Raw genomic sequence first — 17,624 nt, forward strand, 5'->3', positions numbered from 1 at the left:
AAAGGACAAATGTCCTTTTTTTGTATACTTTATTTTAACCTGAATTACGCATACCAGCTGCAATTCCTGAAATAGTGATCATCAAACCTTGCTCTACTGTAATATTCTCATCATCATGGCTATGCCGTGAACGGTTTAATAATTCTACTTGTAGCAAGTTTAATGGCTCAATATAGGTATTACGTAAAGCAACTGATTCAGCAATCCACGGCAAGTCAGCCATCAAACTAATGTCATCAGTAATACTCAATACAGTGTTGATATCTTGAGTTAACAAATTGCGTAATTCTTCACCAAGTGGCCACATAGCAGGTTCTACTAATCGTTGTTCATAATATTCATGAATGTTGGGATCAGCTTTAGCATATACCATCTCAAGCATACCTAAACGTGCATTAAAGAATGGCCATTTATGATACATTTCTTGCAGAAGGGCTTTTTGTCCTTTCTCAATGACAAATTTTAAAGCATCTCCTGCACCAAGCCAAGATGGCATCATTAAACGATTTTGCGTCCAAGCAAAAATCCATGGAATCGCACGTAAGCTTTCTATACCACCGCCAGTTCGTCGTTTTTGTGGTCTTGAGCCAAGAGGTAATCTGCCTAATTCAGCTTCAGGAGTAACAGATCTAAAATAATTAACAAATTCTGGACGTTCACGTACATAGCTACGATAACATTGGCAGGAAATATCTGACATTTCATCCATTATAGATCGCCATGCTTGTTTAGGTTCAGGTGGCGGCAATAAATTTGCTTGTAAAATAGCTGAGGCATATAGCATTAAGCTACTTAATGCAACTTCCGGTAAACCAAGTTTGAAACGGATCATTTCCCCTTGTTCTGTAACTCTCAATCCACCTTTTAACGATCCTGGTGGTTGTGAAAGTAATGCCGCATGAGCTGGAGCGCCACCACGACCAATCGAACCACCACGGCCATGGAATAGCACCAGATTAATATTATATTGATTGAATAAATTTACTAACTCTTCTTGTGATCGATATTGTGCCCACGATGCAGCAAGTGAACCAGCATCTTTGGCGGAGTCAGAGTAGCCGATCATTACCATCTGTTTGCCTTGGATCTTATCGCGATACCAAGGAATATCCAATAGCCTTTGCATTACTGTTTTAGCATTATTTAAGTCATCTAATGTTTCAAATAATGGTGCTACCGGGATATTTTTTTCACAATTTACAATTTTAAGAAGTAAGTAAACCGCTAGAATATCAGAAGGAGCTTTCGCCATGGAAATAACATAAGCGGCGATTGATTCTTCTCCTGCCTTTTTTATTACTCGACAAGTATCTAACACTTCTTGAACCATAGCATCAGGTTGCCAATTATAGGGTAATAAAGGGCGATTAGATTGTAACTCAGTCAATAAAAATTCTTGTTTTTCTTGTTCTGACCAAGAGGCATAGCTGCCTAAATTAAGTTCTTTAGTTAAGGCATCTAATGCTTCAGTGTGCACAGAACTATCTTGGCGAATATCTAGTCTTACTAATTGTAAACCAAAACTTTTTATGCGGCGTAACGTATCTAATAGAGGTCCATGAGCGATAGTCGACATACCATTGTCAATTAATGATTGGTAACAGGTATAAAGTGGAGTCCATAATTGTTCATTCTTAACTAAAATGTCAGTTGGAGCTAACACTTGCTCATTATTAAGTAACGATACAATATAGCTATGCGTTTTCACCAGACGAGATCGCAGTTGCTTCATTACTGCTCTATAAGGTTCAGATGCTAATTTATTCGGTTCATCTAATAGATTAATAACAGATTGACTACATTCTGTCATTGATAATTCACGAACTAATATTTGAATGTCAGCTAAAAATAATTCAATGGCTTTCAAACGAGCCTGTAACATCACTTTGCTAGTGACTTTGGCTGTAACATTTGGGTTACCATCGCGATCTCCACCCATCCACGAAGTAAATTTAACTGGAACATGATCAACTGGTAATTGTTCATCAAAAGCATCAACTAATTGATCGTTAAACTCACGTAAAAATAGTGGTACACCTTCCCATAAACTGTCTTCAATAACCGAAAACCCCCATTTAGCTTCATCTATAGGAGTAGGGCGTTTTTTACGAATTTCATCGGTATACCATGCTTGGCATACAAGTTGTTTTAAGCGACGCATAATTCGATCTACTTCATAGTCAGCTAAATCGTTATGATCCAGTTGTGATAGACAACTATTAATAGCGGTATAAGTATTAATCATGGTTCGACGATTAATTTCTGTAGGATGAGCAGTTAATACCAGTTCAATGGATAAATCTTGAATTGCTTGGTAAATAGCTTCCTTGGAAAAATTTAGATTTTTTAGTGTACTAAATAATTCCTTCATTTTTTGAGGACTATTAGATGCTTCCCCATGCGGTGAAATGCCATAATATTCAGCCGCAGTATTAACCAAATTTAAAAATTGATTAAATGCACGAGCAACATGTAATAAGTCCTCATCATTAAGATTTTGAATTAATTTCAATAGTTCATTATGAGCTTGTTTATTACCTTGCTGGGCTGATTTTGACAACTGCCTAACCCGCTCTACTAATTCAAATGTTTCATTACCCGTAGCACGTTTAATTGCATCACCGAGTAAAGTACCTAACATATTGACGTTGCTTCGCATAGAAGAGTATTGAATATTCATTGTATTCTCGTTGTGTTTTTATTATAGCTAAGCAACTTTAAGCAAAATTATTAAGGCGTTAATCTAAAGTTGTTTAATTATAAAAAGTGGTTAATTTAGCAAATTATATATACTTTATAACAATGTGATTGTTAGGTTAAATCATAAAATTTTATATTATTAACTTGTATAATTGGTTTTAGTTATAAGAACTAAATAAATATACTAAAACATACATTAAATCTAAAATATTTTTTTCAAAAAAATTTTCATAAGTATTGGTTTTTTATGAAGACAAATCATCAGTAAACTGTATCTTGTAGTGATTTGGGTATATACTATCAACATGATAAATGTAAGTTAGGTTATTTAATGAACATTGTTTTTTATATCGCGTCGATTATAGCAATCTTCGCTAGTATAAAAGTGATTAGTAGCTTACGTGTAGATAAGGCTATTTTATATCTGGTTATATCGTTTTTTGCATCAGCTTTAATATTTATTCTTCTTGATACTTATTTTTCGGCTATTTTATATATTATTTTATTTATCGGTGGTACAGTTACCTTGTTTTTATCGGTGGCAACTATTCTCCAAATTCGTATTGATAATATTGAACAAGGTAAGCATGGCATAAGTCCTAAAATTTGGTTAGGTCCACTGATCCTAGCTTTTATTTTATTAGTTGTGCTTCTTTATGCAGTAGTGAGCACTGACTATTCAAACTTGAAACAAGCAAATGATTCGTTGCACGAAATGTCATTAAACTCGTATATTTTGATTATTGAGTTAGTCGGTTTTTTATTATTAGGTGCGGTAGTAATTACTTATCATTTTATGCATCGCCTGTTATCGGAGAAGTAATATGATACCACTCATGTATTGCCTTATCTTTGCTGCTATTTTATTTGTGATTGGATTATTAGGTATAATGATTCGCCGTAATCTTTACTTTTTATTACTCAGTTTCATGATAATGAGTAACGGTGCGATTATTGCGTTAGTTGCAGCTAGTAGTTATTGGCAACAATCTGATGGGCAAGTACTTGCTATCATAGCAGTCATTGCTGTGTTAGCCGAAATTTGTGTAGGGCTTGCTTTACTTGTTAAATTAATTTACCGACGTAAAATCTTTAATATTGATTCACTGAGTGAAATGAAAGGATGAATTTACTTTATTTAACTATTATTGTTCCATTGATCTCCTTTTTGTTATTACTTAGCTTAGGGAGACATATTCGCTCAATTAATATCATAATTATTGGTATTAGTACTATGCTAATGATTATGCTAATTACCATTTTTTCCTGTATTGATTTTAGTAAAAATACGGTTCCAGATATGTCATTAGTTTATACTAGACCATTGTGGAATTGGTTTTCCGTTGGTGATTTTGTAGTTCCCATTTCATTGACATTGGATGGCTTATCTCTGACTTTTTTAGTGTTAATTGCTTTCTTTGGTTTTTTAATCTATTTTTTTGCGGCTTGTTACTTAACCTCTAGAAAAGAGATTTATACATTTTATGCCTATAGTAATTTATTAATTGCTAGTATGTTGACCATTGTTTTAGTTGACAATCTTTTGGTTATGTTAATTGGTTGGGAAGGAGTGAGTATAAGTACTTACTTACTTATTGGCATTTATTATAAGCAAGTCCGTAACGGTTATGCTGCGGTTAAAGCATTTGTTATTATGCATTTAACTGATATCTTTTTAATTATTGGTATTTTCCTGCTGTATCAAACTGTAGAAACTTTAAATATTCGTGATGTATTAACCCAAGCACATGATAATTTAGCGGTTGATTCCGACATTATATTTTGGATCACCTTAATGTTATTTCTGGGGGCTATGAGTAAGTCAGCACTTTTCCCTATGCACTCATGGTTTGCGGAAACAACATTAGCGCCAATGCCAGCAGTAGCTTTAATGCAATCTTCAACTGTTATATTGGCTGGGGTTTATTTAATATTAAGATTAAATAATCTATTTATGATGTCTAGCGATATACTAACTGTAATGACCTTAATTTCGTCATTAACTCTGTTATTTGCCAGCACGATTGCGCTAGTTCAATATGATATTAAACGTATTGTCACTTATACTAATTTAGCGCAAATCAGTTACCTTTTTTATGCATTTGCTACCGAAAATTGGAATCTATCATTAAACTGTTTGATTAACTATGCTGTTACTAGCACATTACTTACTTTATCGACTGCTATTTTAATAAAAAAATGTCAAGGTGAACGCGATATTAGTAAATTAGGTGGTTTAATCAACAATTTTCCTATTTTGTATAGTATCTTTTTATTAATCATGCTGTCGTTAAGTGCAATGCCTTGGATATCTGCATCTTTTTATGTTAAAGGCGATATCATTTGGGGATTAATGGCAGAGGAAAATTTAGTTGCAGGTACCATAGGTTTACTTGGAGTTTTATTATCCAGTTTAAATATTTGGCGATTAATTTTTATGGTATTTTACCATAAACAAAGAATTTACCATTTTACCAAGACTAAATGGATAGCTTATTGCCCTATTTTTATCTTACTGATTTTTACAACAGCCTTGTTCATTTATTTCCCTTTACCAATTCAAGGAGTTATTCCAATTGCTGATTTAGACACTAATGGTCAGTTATCCTTTCAACTTCTGTTAGCGGCGGTGACTTTATTAAGTTTTCTTATTGCTTATTTATTGTATGCACATCCAAATAGTGAAGTGCAAGAGGTATTAAATACTCCAATAGTCAAATTCTTAGTGCGATTATGTTGTGGTGATTGGCGGTTTGATTTTTTACTAAATACTATATTTGTTAAACCTTATATCTACTTAGCTAATGTCTTTAAACGAGACCCTTTAGCTATGTGGGATGATTGGATTATATGGGGAATCAAAAAAATAAATTCGTATATCGTCAACCTAGAAAATGGGCAACTAAGATGGTATATGGTATCGATGGTAATAGGTAGCATTATTATCTTGATGTTACTGATTTTTATTTGATTAAGGTGTGATTTTTCATGTTGCTGTGGCTTGTTTTCTTACCCGTAATCGGCGGACTTATTGGATGGTTATGCCATGTATTTTTACAACGGATAGTAAACTCTGTAAATATCCAAGTTCGGTGGTATAAGTTACCAATAGTCGTAGCCTTTATAACCATTGTCATTACATTACTAATAGCGATTAATTTATGGATAGAAGCTATAGATGTTTTACAACAAGGAACCAATTGGATAGATGAAGTAAATATTGAGTGGATCCCATTGCTTGGCATACAATTTCATCTGGTTTTAGATGGATTTTCATTATTAATGATAACCGCAACACTCTTTATTGTGATGTTGACGATTATTTATTCTATTAAAGAAAATTTAGGTAATTTAGGGCTGTTTTATCTATGCATTTTATTTATGACATCGGCAGTAATGATGTTATTTGTGATAACTGATCTTTTTTTACTATTCTTTTTTTGGGAAGCAGTCGCAATTCCAATCTATTTCTTGATTTCATTATGGGGAAGGCGAGACTCAAGTTCACAATTGCGTTTTAATGGCGCAAGTAAGTTTTTGATTTATACCCAAATTAGTAGTTTATTAATGTTAGTATCTATAGTTTCGTTAGCTTTAATAAATTGGAATTTAACTAATACTTGGACATTTGATTATCAAATTTTAACTAAAACACCTATCTCCAGTTACACAGAGTTTTTATTAATGTTAGGTTTTTTGGCCGCTTTTATAGTGCGTATACCATTTGTACCATTTCATAATTGGTTTATCGAAGCGCATATTGAGTCCTCTACAACCGGATCTATGATGATAAGTGGTTTGTTACTAAATACAGCAACATTTTGTTTATTACGTTTTGTTATTCCGCTATTTCCCAATGCATCTCTGATGATTATGCCATTAATGTTGTTGCTGGCTTTATTTACAATAATTTATGCCGCTTTATTAACATTTAATCAGACCGATATAAAAAAAATAATAGCCTATGTTCATATAGCTTTAATGGGATTTGTAACAGCTATTATTTATAGTGGTTCTATACTTGCTTATCAAGGAGTGGTGATTCAGATGATTGCCATTAACTTGGCTATAGTGGGCATGTTTATTATAAGTGGATTATTAGTAGAGTGTTATTCTACTCGTAATATTAGTCAGTTTACAGGACTCAAGGAGCATGTTAGATACCTTTCCTCGTTTTCATTATTCTTTATACTGGCTGTTTTAGGAATTCCCGGTACTGCTAATTTTATTGGTAATTATATGATGTTACTAGGTAGTTATACTTCATTCTATTTTTATTCAATTTTATTAGTGATTGGCCTATTATTGTTGTCGATTTCATTTATTATCCGTATGCAACCTATTTTTTATGGCGTAGTTGATAATGGCACCATTACCAAACGGTTGCTTAGTAAAAAGGATATTTTGTTGTTAACCAGCATATTATTTGTACTTATTTTTATTGGTTTATACCCGCAGTTGATTCTAGATATGTCCTATTCCGTTATGAATCAAATACAACAATATATAATTTCAGAACGAATGGGAGAGTAAAGCATATGCTAGCCTTATCACCGATTTTTATATTAAGCTTTGCCATCATTGTTTTGCTGTTTTCAGTGTTTATTTTAAAAGTAAACACCAGATGGTGTACCATTTTAACTGTATTAGGCCTGCTCGGTGCTTTAATTTGTTCTACTGCAATTGGTTATAAAATTTCTATTAATACGCAAATGATTACAGATATAAGTAGTGACAATATGCAAATATCTGTACCTTCATCAACACCAGTTACAGACGCTAATTCTTCTAATGAAGAAACCATAGCTATTGATGCGGTACCGACCGAACCAGTAGTCCCAGCCAGTAATAGTGAGAATAATCATGACAACGTTAGTAGCGAAACAAATTTACAGTCCAATGTCGATAAGAATGAATGGCAAGCTCACAATATTACGGCCTTATTTACCTGTGATGGTTATGGGCTCCTTTATACTAGTTTAATTTTGATTATTGCAATTATAGTAGCAAGCCTAACTTATCGTTGGTTTATGCACGAACAAAATCATCATGGTTTATTCTATGTAATTTTGTTATTTATGACATTGGGTGGAGTAACACTCGTTTATGCTAGTCATTTGATGTCCTTCTTTATCGGTTTAGAATTATTGTCAATTCCATTTGTTGGACTAATTGGTTATCAGTATCAACAAACTCACTCACTGGAAGCGGCAATAAAATATATGATTTTATCCGCTGTTGCCAGTGTGTTTTTATTGTTGGGTATTGCTTTTTATTATGCCACTACGGGCGAATTAACCTTCAGTGGTTTAAGTTATCAACTATCGACAATGTCATATCCAAGTACATTACTGTTAACTGGTGTTTGTCTGATGTTAGTGGGAATAGGCTTTAAATTATCACTAGTTCCGTTTCAACTTTGGCTGCCTGATGTCTATCAAGGATCACCAACTGTAGTTGCGTTGTTGTTTTCAACAGTGGGTAAAGTGGCCGTATTTTGTGCTATAGCTAGATTATTTTTGTTAGCACCGATTGTGAATAATGAAACCATTCGTATCATTTTAGTGATCATGGCATTTTGTTCTATTTTGTGGGGTAATTCATTAGCCTTAATGCAAAGTAGTGTGAAAAGGCTATTGGCTTATTCATCAATTGCCCATTTCGGTTATTTATTAATTGCTTTAATCGCGGTGCAATATCAAGTATTGGCATTAGAAACCATTGGTGTTTATTTAATTAGTTATATATTAGCCAATATCTGTATATTAGGAGTGATTAGTTTAGAATCACATTCTGATGAATTACAAGATCATGAAAATGAAGTTGATTTATCAGGATTATTCTGGCGTCGTCCAATTCTTGCCTTATCAATGGGGTTAGGATTATTATCATTAGCAGGGGTGCCACTTACCGCTGGTTTTGTTGGTAGATTTTTACTAGTATTGCTAGGCGTTACAGCCGAATTATGGTGGTTAATGGGGGCGGTAGTCATTGGTAGTGCATTGGGGCTTTATTTTTATGCGCGCTTGATTATTAATCTTTATATAAGGCCAGTAAGTCGGGATGATCAACTATCAATGAGTTCTGTAATAAAATTAAAATGGCAAGATATTAGAATAAGTGAGTTATTTATTGCCATTTCAGCTCTATTAACACTGTTATGCGGGATTTACCCTAAATGGTTGTTTAGCTTAGTAAGTATGGCCCAATATTTAACTACATAATTATTATTAAGCTATAAACTTTTCTGGTAGATTAATCGTGCTGACAAGTATAAATTATAGTCTTCTTTAATTTATACTTAAACGTATGCCACTCCTGAAACATTTTTACAATAAATAGTTAATATTAGATTCATTTATTGTGTTATAATTTCGAACTTTAAAAAGTAAATTTGAATTAAGAGGACAAGTATGGACTTTTTTATCTCTAAAGCGTATGCAGACGCTGGTCAAGCAACTGAAAGCAATCCTTATTTCTTACCTATCATGTTGGTAGTATTTGGCTTATTTTTCTATTTTATGATTATGCGCCCACAACAAAAACGTGCTAAAGCTCATCGTGAACTTATGTCTGCTATTTCCAAAGGTGACGAAGTGTTAACTAATGGTGGTTTAGTTGGTCGTGTATCTAAAGTTAACGAAAATGGTTATATTGCGTTAGAGTTAAATGATTCTACTGAAGTAGTAATTAAGCGAGACTTTATTACATCAGTGTTACCAAAAGGAACAATGAAATCACTATAATAAGATAATCTTGTTATAGTTCATTGTGTTAATTACCTAACCCACAAGAGAATATGTCGTGTTAAACCGCTATCCTTTGTGGAAGTATATAATGTTGGTCGTCGTGATTTGCGCCGGCCTACTTTATGCACTTCCAAATATTTATGGTGAAGATCCTGCTATACAAATATCCGGTTCACCGGGTTCTGAAATTACTGTAACCACACAAGATAAAATTAAAAAACTACTGACTGATAATAATATAGAACCTAAGTCATTTGTATTTGAAAACAAATCTATTTTAATTCGTGTTGGTGATAATGATACACAGCTAAAAGCCAAAGAACTAATTTCTGAAGAATTAGGTGACACTTATATTGTTGCCTTAAATTTAGCTCCCGCAACTCCAGCTTGGCTTACCATATTCGGTGCAGAACCAATGAAATTGGGGCTTGATTTACGTGGTGGTGTTCACTTTTTAATGGAAGTGGATATGACAACTGCTTTAAGTAAACTAGCTGAACAGTCTATTGAAAATTTAAAAGTTGAGTTTACTAACAGTAAATTAAAATACAAATCTGTTGCAAAAGATAGTAATCAGCAAATTGTTATGCAATTTGAGAATACAGAAGATCGCAATAAAGCAATTACTAAAATTAATGGTTTACAGGATTTCAACGTTGCTTCTCAAAGCGAAAATAGTATTGTACTTAATATAAGTGAACAGCGATTACAACAAGCAAAAAATGATGCTGTACAACAAAATACTACAATTTTACGTAATCGTGTAAATCAGTTAGGCGTAGCTGAACCAATAGTCCAACGTCAAGGTTCAGATCGAATCGTAGTAGAATTACCAGGTATTCAGGATACCGCTTTAGCTAAGCGAATTTTAGGGGCTACAGCAACACTAGAGTTTAGACAAGTAAATGAAGACAATACCGCTAATTTACCCGCTATGCTAAATGGTGATATGCGAGTACCTTATGGTTCAGAAATTAAATATATGGCTAATGGTCGTCCTGTTTTGTTGTATAAGCGTATTGTTTTGACCGGCGATCATATTACTGATTCTTCCTTCAGAGTAAATGAATATAGCCAACCAGAAGTCGCTATTACCCTTGATGGTGCAGGTGGTAAAACCATGTTAGATTTTACTCAGAAAAATCTGCATAAATCTATGGCCACATTATTTGTTGAATATAAAGACACCGGCAAACGTGATGAAAATGACAAGCCAATTCTAGAAAAACAGGAACAAATTATTAATGTTGCTACTATTCAAGGTATCTTTAGTGATCGCTTCCAAGTAACCGGTATTAGTAATGTAGATGAAGCTAAAAATTTATCTCTGTTGTTACGAGCAGGGGCATTAATTGCGCCGATTCAAATTATTGAAGAACGGACTGTTGGGCCATCAATGGGTCAAGAAAATATTACTCAAGGTTTGGAATCTTGCTTATGGGGCTTATTGGTTTCAGTTATCTTTATGTTAGCTATGTATCGATTATTTGGTCTATTCGCTAGCTTAGCCTTAGTTGCTAACTTAATTTTAATTGTTGGCGCTATGTCTTTATTGCCGGGGGCAACACTAAGTATGCCAGGAATTGCCGGGATTGTGTTGACTGTTGGTATGGCAGTTGATGCTAACGTATTAATAAATGAACGTATCAAAGAAGAACTGAGTAATGGTCGCGGAGTGCAACATGCAATTAATGAAGGTTATGCGGGTGCATGGAGTAGTATTTTTGATGCCAATTTAACCACATTAATCACAGCAGTTATTCTTTATGCTGTTGGAACCGGCTCAATAAAAGGTTTTGCGATTACTTTAGGCATTGGTATTGTAACATCAATGTTTACTTCGATTGTAGGTACGCGAGCACTAGCCAACTTGATTTATGGCGGCCGTCGTGTCAATAAGTTATCAATTTAGAGGTTTATTGTGATTATTAATAAAAAAGAAAATCATGATGTTAGAGAGCTGAATCATGGTCGCAGAGTCCTCGACTTTTTGAAGTTTGGTTTTATTGCTTTTGTTATTTCAATGTTATTAGTTGTCGCCTCATTTGTAGTGATCTTTGTCAAAGGTTTTAACTTAGGCCAAGATTTTACCGGCGGTACTACCGTTGAATTAACCGTAGTTAAATCAGTGAATCTCGATGACTTACGTAACAGTTTACGTGACGCCGGGTACCATGAGCCAATTGTGCAATATTATGGTAGTAGTAAAGATATCATTATTCGTTTGGCTGCAGCTAAACAAGAAGATGGTAATGTTTCATCGGTGATAGATAATGCTTTAGGTACTAAAATATCTAATCTAATTCATAAAGACATTGATGCAGATGCTCAAATCAAACGTATTGAATTTGTTGGCCCGACAGTAGGTGCCGAACTTGCACAAGATGGTATCTTGGCAATTTGTGCCGCGCTAGTCTGTATTTTGATCTATATTGCCTTCCGTTTTGAATGGCGATTTGGTACAGGAGCTGTAGTGGCATTAGCCCATGACGTTGTGATCACTGCTGGTTATTTATCGCTATTTGATAGAGAGCTAGATCTGACAATTATTGCGGCAATGTTATCGATAATAGGTTACTCACTTAATGATACCATCGTAGTATTTGACCGTATCCGAGAGAATTTTAGAAAAATTCGTCGAGCTTCACCTTATGATGTAATTAATATTTCATTGACCCAAACATTACATCGAACTTTAATGACCTCAGGAACGACACTAGCGGTAGTTATTATTTTATATATCTTTGGTGGTTCTATGTTAAAAGGGTTCTCGGAAACATTAGGCGTAGGAATTTTACTTGGTACTATCTCTTCTATCTATGTTGCTGCTTATATGTCACTTAAACTAGGTGTCAAGCGCGAACACTTTATGCCACCTAAAGTTGAAGCTGAAGGTGCAGATCAACCTTCTATTTTAAGGTAATTAGTTAAACTCTGCCGATGAGTGGCAGAGTTTATTTGATCGCATTTTAAACAACTAGTATCAAATAGATTGACAGTTATCATGTTGTTGCATATTATTAGCCGCAGTTTCACACTTTCTATTGGGGCCATAGCTCAGCTGGGAGAGCGCAACGCTGGCAGCGTTGAGGTCAGGGGTTCGATCCCCCTTGGCTCCACCAATTCACTATCCCAATCCATATTAGCTCGCAAATTTCAACCGAGAGAACAGATATGTGGCACTATAGCTTATACATATATTTATATGTCCGATAAATACAAAATTAATTTATTAGAATCAGAAAGAGATTTGATGCACATGTGGGATAGTATGTATAAACTGAGTGTATGGGAGTGTGGGCGTAATGAATTGTTAACGGAAATTCAGGGTAATAATAATAAATTTGTTACTGAAAGGTGTAGATGAACAATGCCAAGATTTAGCTTTAGTGGATAGGGTATTTTATTATTCGCATTAATAAAATACCCTATCCACTAAAATAATGAATTAATTTTCACACTAAAAAATCAATGCTACTATGTATATAATTTTATATTAAAACAATTAATTTAATCTATTAACTATATAAGGACGTAAAGATGAAATTTTGTGTAGCTTGTTCAATGCCTCTTGAAAAAGAAGAATTTATAGCGCTCCATAATTCGAATGGTGATTTTTGTATTTACTGTGTTGATGACCAAAAAAAAGTAAAGTCATGTGAAGATATTTTTAAAGGTGGCGTTGAGTATTTTATAAATGAAGAAAACTACCCTAAAGAATATGCTGAAAAAATAGTTAGAAAAAATATGACGTTGCTTCCTTATTGGAAAAATAATCCATCAGCTTGCTTAAAAGGTGAAATGCTTTCCGATGAGGAATTTAAAAAACTATTTTGTGAATAATATTCATTAATGTAAATAATTGTGTCAAAAATAGTTTTTGCTAATTAATTTAAGCACAATTACAAGTCATCACTAGGAAACATAATCTTATGAAAACACCAGAACAATGCCTTAATATGACGGAAATTCGTACTGAAATCGATAACATTGATCATAGTGTTATTCAACTATTGGCGACTCGATTTACCTATGTGAAAGCTGCAAGTAAATTCAAAAAAATACTACCGAAGTTCAAGCCAAAGAGCGTTTTAATAGTATGCTAGAACAACGCAAACAGTGGGCTATTGAGTTAGGATTAAATGGTGATATTATTAAAGACCTTTATGCCGATTTGGTTAGATATTTTATTAATGAAGAATTAAAGCATTTCAATAATAAAGAAAAATAAGTGAGTTTGCCCATGGGATATACTAATAAACAGCAGTTATTAACTGAAATTAATAAAACGGCTCAATTATTTATCGATGAATTTAGTTCGATCCCTGAGTCGCAAAAAGATGTTTTAGTTGACGGCGTCGATCGAACACCCTCACAAATGCTTGCTTATCAACTTGGTTGGTTAAATTTAGTTAAATCTTGGGATGATCAAGAACTGGCTGGTGAAAATCCAATATTACCGGCTCCTGGTTATAAATGGAATCGCTTAGGTGATCTCTATCATGAATTTTATAAAACCTATCAAAGTTTATCGTTACAAGAGTTAATCTTGTCATTTAAACAACAAATTAAAATATGGAATAATTGGATTGAGTCTTTAAGTGAAACGACACTCTTTACTAAAGATGATCGTAATTGGACTAAACCCTATCCTGAAGCTTGGACTGTTGCGAAGTTTATTCACATTAATTCAGTCGCACCTTTTAAATCATTTAGAACCAAAATCAGGAAATGGAAAAAATTACATACCGCAATTTGAGATAATTTTAAACAGTTTATTTCAACATTGTTAAAGAGGGAAATTATGGCTTTTTCAGAACAGGAATATAATCAACTGGCGGCATTAAAGTTTGTTGGAGCCAAAATAATCGAGCGCCTTGAACAAATGGAACTCGATTCCTTTGCTAAATTACGCAACTCTTCATTAGAAGAAATTCTTAACAAAGGTGCATTACTAACCGGATCTAGCTGTTGGAAAAATAGCCATCAAGCCAAAACCGCTATTTTAAATATTTTAACATTGGTTAAACAAGCATAGTTGTTTTGAATTCTTCTCTGGTATCAATTTAAAGCGTTTTATAGCCTTTATTTTTTCAAAATCTGGTAACTAAGTATTTTGTCGGATCCTATAAGTATATTAAATGAAACGGTATACATTCCTGAATATTTTTTACAATCGGTTTATCCCTATGTGTATAGGGAACAGGGAGCGATCATCACTCGCAATTAAATCAGATTCGGTTTATCCCTATGTGTATAGGGAACAGATCTGATGAATCCTGGTATTTATCAATTAAACGCGGTTTATCCCTATGTGTATAGGGAACAGACCAATTATAACCTATTGTTTTATAATTAAAATAGGAGGAGCCAAAATTCTACCAAATTTTTAGCTGATTTTTTAATCATAAATATTGAGAAAAAATTTGATTGTTATAGTATTAAAATTTAAGCATTAATTGGCATAAAATCCTAGTTCTTTTGAGTAAAATAATGCGGTTTTGTCTTTTTCAATTAAGATGATAATAGCATTGGGGCGGTGAATCTGTTTTCTAAGTTTTTCTAAACGGTTTTCGTCAAGCTGTGGGATATTACGTTCTACTTTTAACCATTTTCTTTTATTCAATGTCAAACGACTTTGTTCCCAAGCATAATTACTATTTGTTGAATATGGCATAATTGTATCTTGTTCGATATATGCAAGATAAATATCAACATTATCACTTGTTAAGCGAGTTGAAATCTCCATATTATTTTGCCATATATCATGACTTCCTCGGCAGTAACCGTTTTCAAAATTTAATGTATTGTGTTCAGCTATAGATGCTTGACTGAGTTTTTTTCCTTCTGCATCATAAAAACTATTTTGTAAACCACTTGGTGGTTCAATCTCTTGATTATAGACCGATTCAATCAATAACCGCGCATCTTCAGGCATTTTAATATAACCTAATTGTTTAAGTGTTTGTTGAGTTAACCATAATAGTGCATGATTGGAGTACACATAACTAGTATTACGAAAAATAGGACTATTTAGCCAATCTTCATTAGGATTATCTTGCCATATCGGTGCTAAAATAGTAATTATCGGTTGACCGCGATCATCATTAGCTTGTATATGTTTATCAGAAGGTTTGATATTTCCCTGTTGATCTCGAACGTGTCTTTGTAAGCGTCCTGCTCGTTGGATCAATAAATCAATAGGAGCAATATCACTAATCATCTCGTCAAAATCGAGATCTAATGATTGTTCAATCACCTGCGTAGCAATAATAACTTTTCCGTGACGGATGTCATGATTTGAGGTTTTGCCAGCCCAGTACAATGTTTTTTCTTCGATCGCTAATCGATCACAAAATGCAAAACGACTATGAAACAGCAAGATACTATCAGTATCTAGATTTAATTTCAGTTGTAGTTGCTGATATAAATCAATAGCATCTTGGACACTATTTTTGATCCAACAAATGATTTTGCCTTGTTGTATTGTTTGTTTGATTTTATCGATACCTGAGTCAATATCAGTAATCCAATCAATTTTCACTTGCCTTTTGACTTCATCTCGGGTTGGTAAAGCTTGTTCAATGAGTCCATTATGATTGAGTTGTGTCATTAATGGGAAGGGTGCTTGTTGATTGATTGTTAAACCTTCATTACTTGCTGTTAATCCTTGATAAAAAGCATTAAGTAATTTATCACGTAAAAAAGTAGGTAATGTTGCGGTAAGAATAATAGCACTACCACCTTGCATGGCATGATAATTTAATAGAATTTCTAGCAATTTAATCATGTAACTATCATAAGCATGGATTTCATCTAAAATAAGTAATTTATGTTGTAAACCTAATAACCGTAATGTTTGATGTTTAAATGGTAAAACGGCTATAAGGGCTTGATCAAGCGTACCGACACCCACTTCAGCTAGTAACGATTTTTTTCGGCTATCAACAAACCATTCATTACACTCGGCAATAATACTTGGTTCATCGTTTTTATATTGTTGTTGACTATTATCATCTTTAGTTAATATCGATTGATTAAAGTGTGGGTTCATATGGCTTGCACCATGCGCTAACACTAATGACGGATGGTTATCTGCTTGATATAACTGCCCATAAACACTTGCCATGCGTTGATAAATCGCATTAGCTGTTGCCATAGTAGGTAAAGCAATATAAATGCCGCGGGCTTTTTGCGCGGACATGAGACGGTGAGCTAAAATCATTGATGCTTCAGTTTTGCCAGCTCCGGTGACATCTTCTAAAATAAATAGCTCGGCGCCTTTATCTGTAATCGGACAAGATAAGGCATGTTGTTGTAATGGTGTTGGTTTTTCAATAAAGGGAAATAACGTTGCGATATCTTTGAATGGGATCATTGGTGATGATTTAGGTAGCGTTGCTATGGCTTTTTCGGCCTGAGGCATGGCGTGTTTATACCAATACTCCGATAACGGCATGATTTCAGAGCAAAATGGGAAGTATTGTTCATTCGAACCGAGCCAGTCACTTATTACCGTTATTGCCGCGAATAACCAACTTACTCGTTTGAATTTTTTCCTTAGTTTTTTATCAAAAAAGTAAGGTGGATATTGTTCTAATTTATGTTCTGTCAAAAATAATTGATTTATTGCTTTGAGGTAAGCTAATGATGCTTGTTTATCCTGTTTAGTAAAAGCTAATGAACCATAAACATTTTGTAATTCTGGTGGTTTACCATGATGTCCAGTCATGATTAACAACCAAGTATCTAGTGTGGAGTCAATTTTTTCATCATAATTGTCAAAAAAGATTTCATTTTGGTTTATGAGAAAGTCCCGCCATAGCCAAAAACCAAGTGAATCATGTCTGGTAAGGTATTGCTTGCTATGATCAGCGGCAATTAATTGTGGAAAGTTATGTTTGAATAATTGTTGAAAACCGTTGGCAAATTTACCAATATCATGCCATGCTAAAAAGTAAGCAAACCATGATGCCGCTTTTTCATTTTCATCGGTTTGAAAACCGATTTGTTCAAAAAGTTCAGCTGAGTTAAAGTAGTTATGTTTAACTAGTTGATACCCACATGCAGCGACATCTAAATTATGATAAGCGAGTAAATGGTAGCAAGCAGTTTGATCACCTTGATGACATTTTCCCCAATATTGATAAAACGGCGCTGTTAACAAAATTTAGC

16 protein-coding genes and 1 tRNA gene are annotated in these 17,624 nt (G+C 33.8%); 15 read left to right on the top strand and 2 right to left on the bottom strand.

The window, feature by feature from the left end; all coding sequences use genetic code 11:
- Positions 1–34 precede the first annotated feature (34 nt).
- Positions 35–2,680 carry a phosphoenolpyruvate carboxylase gene (gene ppc / locus A9G12_RS01220; protein ID WP_065564065.1) on the bottom strand — a complete coding sequence of 882 codons (2,646 nt, stop codon included), beginning with the start codon at positions 2,678–2,680 and terminating at the stop codon, positions 35–37.
- 351 nt (positions 2,681–3,031) lie between these two features.
- On the opposite strand from ppc, the gene A9G12_RS01225 reads away from it, so the two are divergent.
- The 15 genes from A9G12_RS01225 to A9G12_RS01285 all read left to right on the top strand — a co-directional run bounded on the left by A9G12_RS01225 (position 3,032) and on the right by A9G12_RS01285 (position 14,487).
- The gene (locus tag A9G12_RS01225; protein ID WP_065564066.1) at positions 3,032–3,523 is read left to right on the top strand and encodes an NADH-quinone oxidoreductase subunit J family protein; all 492 of its coding nucleotides are present in this window, start codon (positions 3,032–3,034) and stop codon (positions 3,521–3,523) included.
- A 1-nt stretch (position 3,524) separates the two neighbouring features.
- Positions 3,525–3,827: an NADH-quinone oxidoreductase subunit NuoK gene (gene nuoK, locus A9G12_RS01230; RefSeq protein ID WP_065564067.1), complete on the top strand. Its 303-nt coding sequence runs from the start codon at positions 3,525–3,527 to the stop codon at positions 3,825–3,827.
- Complete coding sequence (locus A9G12_RS01235) at positions 3,824–5,671, top strand: NADH-quinone oxidoreductase subunit 5 family protein (protein WP_065564068.1); 1,848 nt, start codon at positions 3,824–3,826, stop codon at positions 5,669–5,671. Before nuoK ends, A9G12_RS01235 begins: the two co-directional genes overlap by 4 nt.
- A 17-nt stretch (positions 5,672–5,688) precedes the next feature.
- Complete coding sequence (locus A9G12_RS01240) at positions 5,689–7,233, top strand: complex I subunit 4 family protein (RefSeq protein WP_065564069.1); 1,545 nt, start codon at positions 5,689–5,691, stop codon at positions 7,231–7,233.
- Positions 7,234–7,238: 5 nt separating this feature from the next.
- Complete coding sequence (locus A9G12_RS01245) at positions 7,239–8,924, top strand: NADH-quinone oxidoreductase subunit N (RefSeq protein ID WP_065564070.1); 1,686 nt, start codon at positions 7,239–7,241, stop codon at positions 8,922–8,924.
- A gap of 189 nt (positions 8,925–9,113) precedes the next feature.
- Entirely contained in the window at positions 9,114–9,446 is a 333-nt protein-coding gene (gene yajC, locus A9G12_RS01250) for a preprotein translocase subunit YajC (protein ID WP_065564071.1), read from the top strand.
- 58 nt (positions 9,447–9,504) lie between these two features.
- On the top strand, positions 9,505–11,361 hold the full coding sequence (gene secD, locus A9G12_RS01255) for a protein translocase subunit SecD (protein WP_081299611.1): 1,857 nt from the start codon (positions 9,505–9,507) through the stop codon (positions 11,359–11,361).
- Between the two features lie 15 nt (positions 11,362–11,376).
- Positions 11,377–12,372 carry a protein translocase subunit SecF gene (gene secF / locus A9G12_RS01260; RefSeq protein ID WP_065564144.1) on the top strand — a complete coding sequence of 332 codons (996 nt, stop codon included), beginning with the start codon at positions 11,377–11,379 and terminating at the stop codon, positions 12,370–12,372.
- 123 nt (positions 12,373–12,495) lie between these two features.
- Positions 12,496–12,571, top strand: a tRNA-Ala gene (locus A9G12_RS01265).
- 17 nt (positions 12,572–12,588) lie between these two features.
- Entirely contained in the window at positions 12,589–12,816 is a 228-nt protein-coding gene (locus tag A9G12_RS12595) for an endonuclease (protein ID WP_442903462.1), read from the top strand.
- Between the two features lie 173 nt (positions 12,817–12,989).
- Positions 12,990–13,292, top strand: a complete 303-nt coding sequence (locus A9G12_RS01270; RefSeq protein ID WP_065564073.1) for a zinc ribbon domain-containing protein — start codon at positions 12,990–12,992, stop codon at positions 13,290–13,292.
- A gap of 116 nt (positions 13,293–13,408) precedes the next feature.
- Positions 13,409–13,555, top strand: a complete 147-nt coding sequence (locus tag A9G12_RS12600) for a chorismate mutase (protein WP_442903463.1) — start codon at positions 13,409–13,411, stop codon at positions 13,553–13,555.
- Complete coding sequence (locus A9G12_RS12480; protein WP_255306341.1) at positions 13,549–13,680, top strand: hypothetical protein; 132 nt, start codon at positions 13,549–13,551, stop codon at positions 13,678–13,680. Before A9G12_RS12600 ends, A9G12_RS12480 begins: the two co-directional genes overlap by 7 nt.
- 12 nt (positions 13,681–13,692) lie before the next feature.
- Entirely contained in the window at positions 13,693–14,208 is a 516-nt protein-coding gene (locus A9G12_RS01280; protein WP_065564145.1) for a ClbS/DfsB family four-helix bundle protein, read from the top strand.
- Positions 14,209–14,253: 45 nt separating this feature from the next.
- Positions 14,254–14,487, top strand: a complete 234-nt coding sequence (locus A9G12_RS01285; RefSeq protein ID WP_065564074.1) for a Pathogenicity locus — start codon at positions 14,254–14,256, stop codon at positions 14,485–14,487.
- A gap of 417 nt (positions 14,488–14,904) precedes the next feature.
- Here A9G12_RS01285 and cas3 read toward each other — a convergent pair whose 3' ends face one another.
- On the bottom strand, positions 14,905–17,616 hold the full coding sequence (gene cas3 / locus A9G12_RS01290; RefSeq protein ID WP_141674090.1) for a CRISPR-associated helicase Cas3': 2,712 nt from the start codon (positions 17,614–17,616) through the stop codon (positions 14,905–14,907).
- Between the last annotated feature and the right edge of the window lie 8 nt (positions 17,617–17,624).

The sequence above is a fragment of the Gilliamella sp. wkB112 genome (assembly GCF_001690685.1).
GTDB classification, from domain to species: Bacteria; Pseudomonadota; Gammaproteobacteria; order Enterobacterales; family Orbaceae; genus Gilliamella; species Gilliamella apicola_J.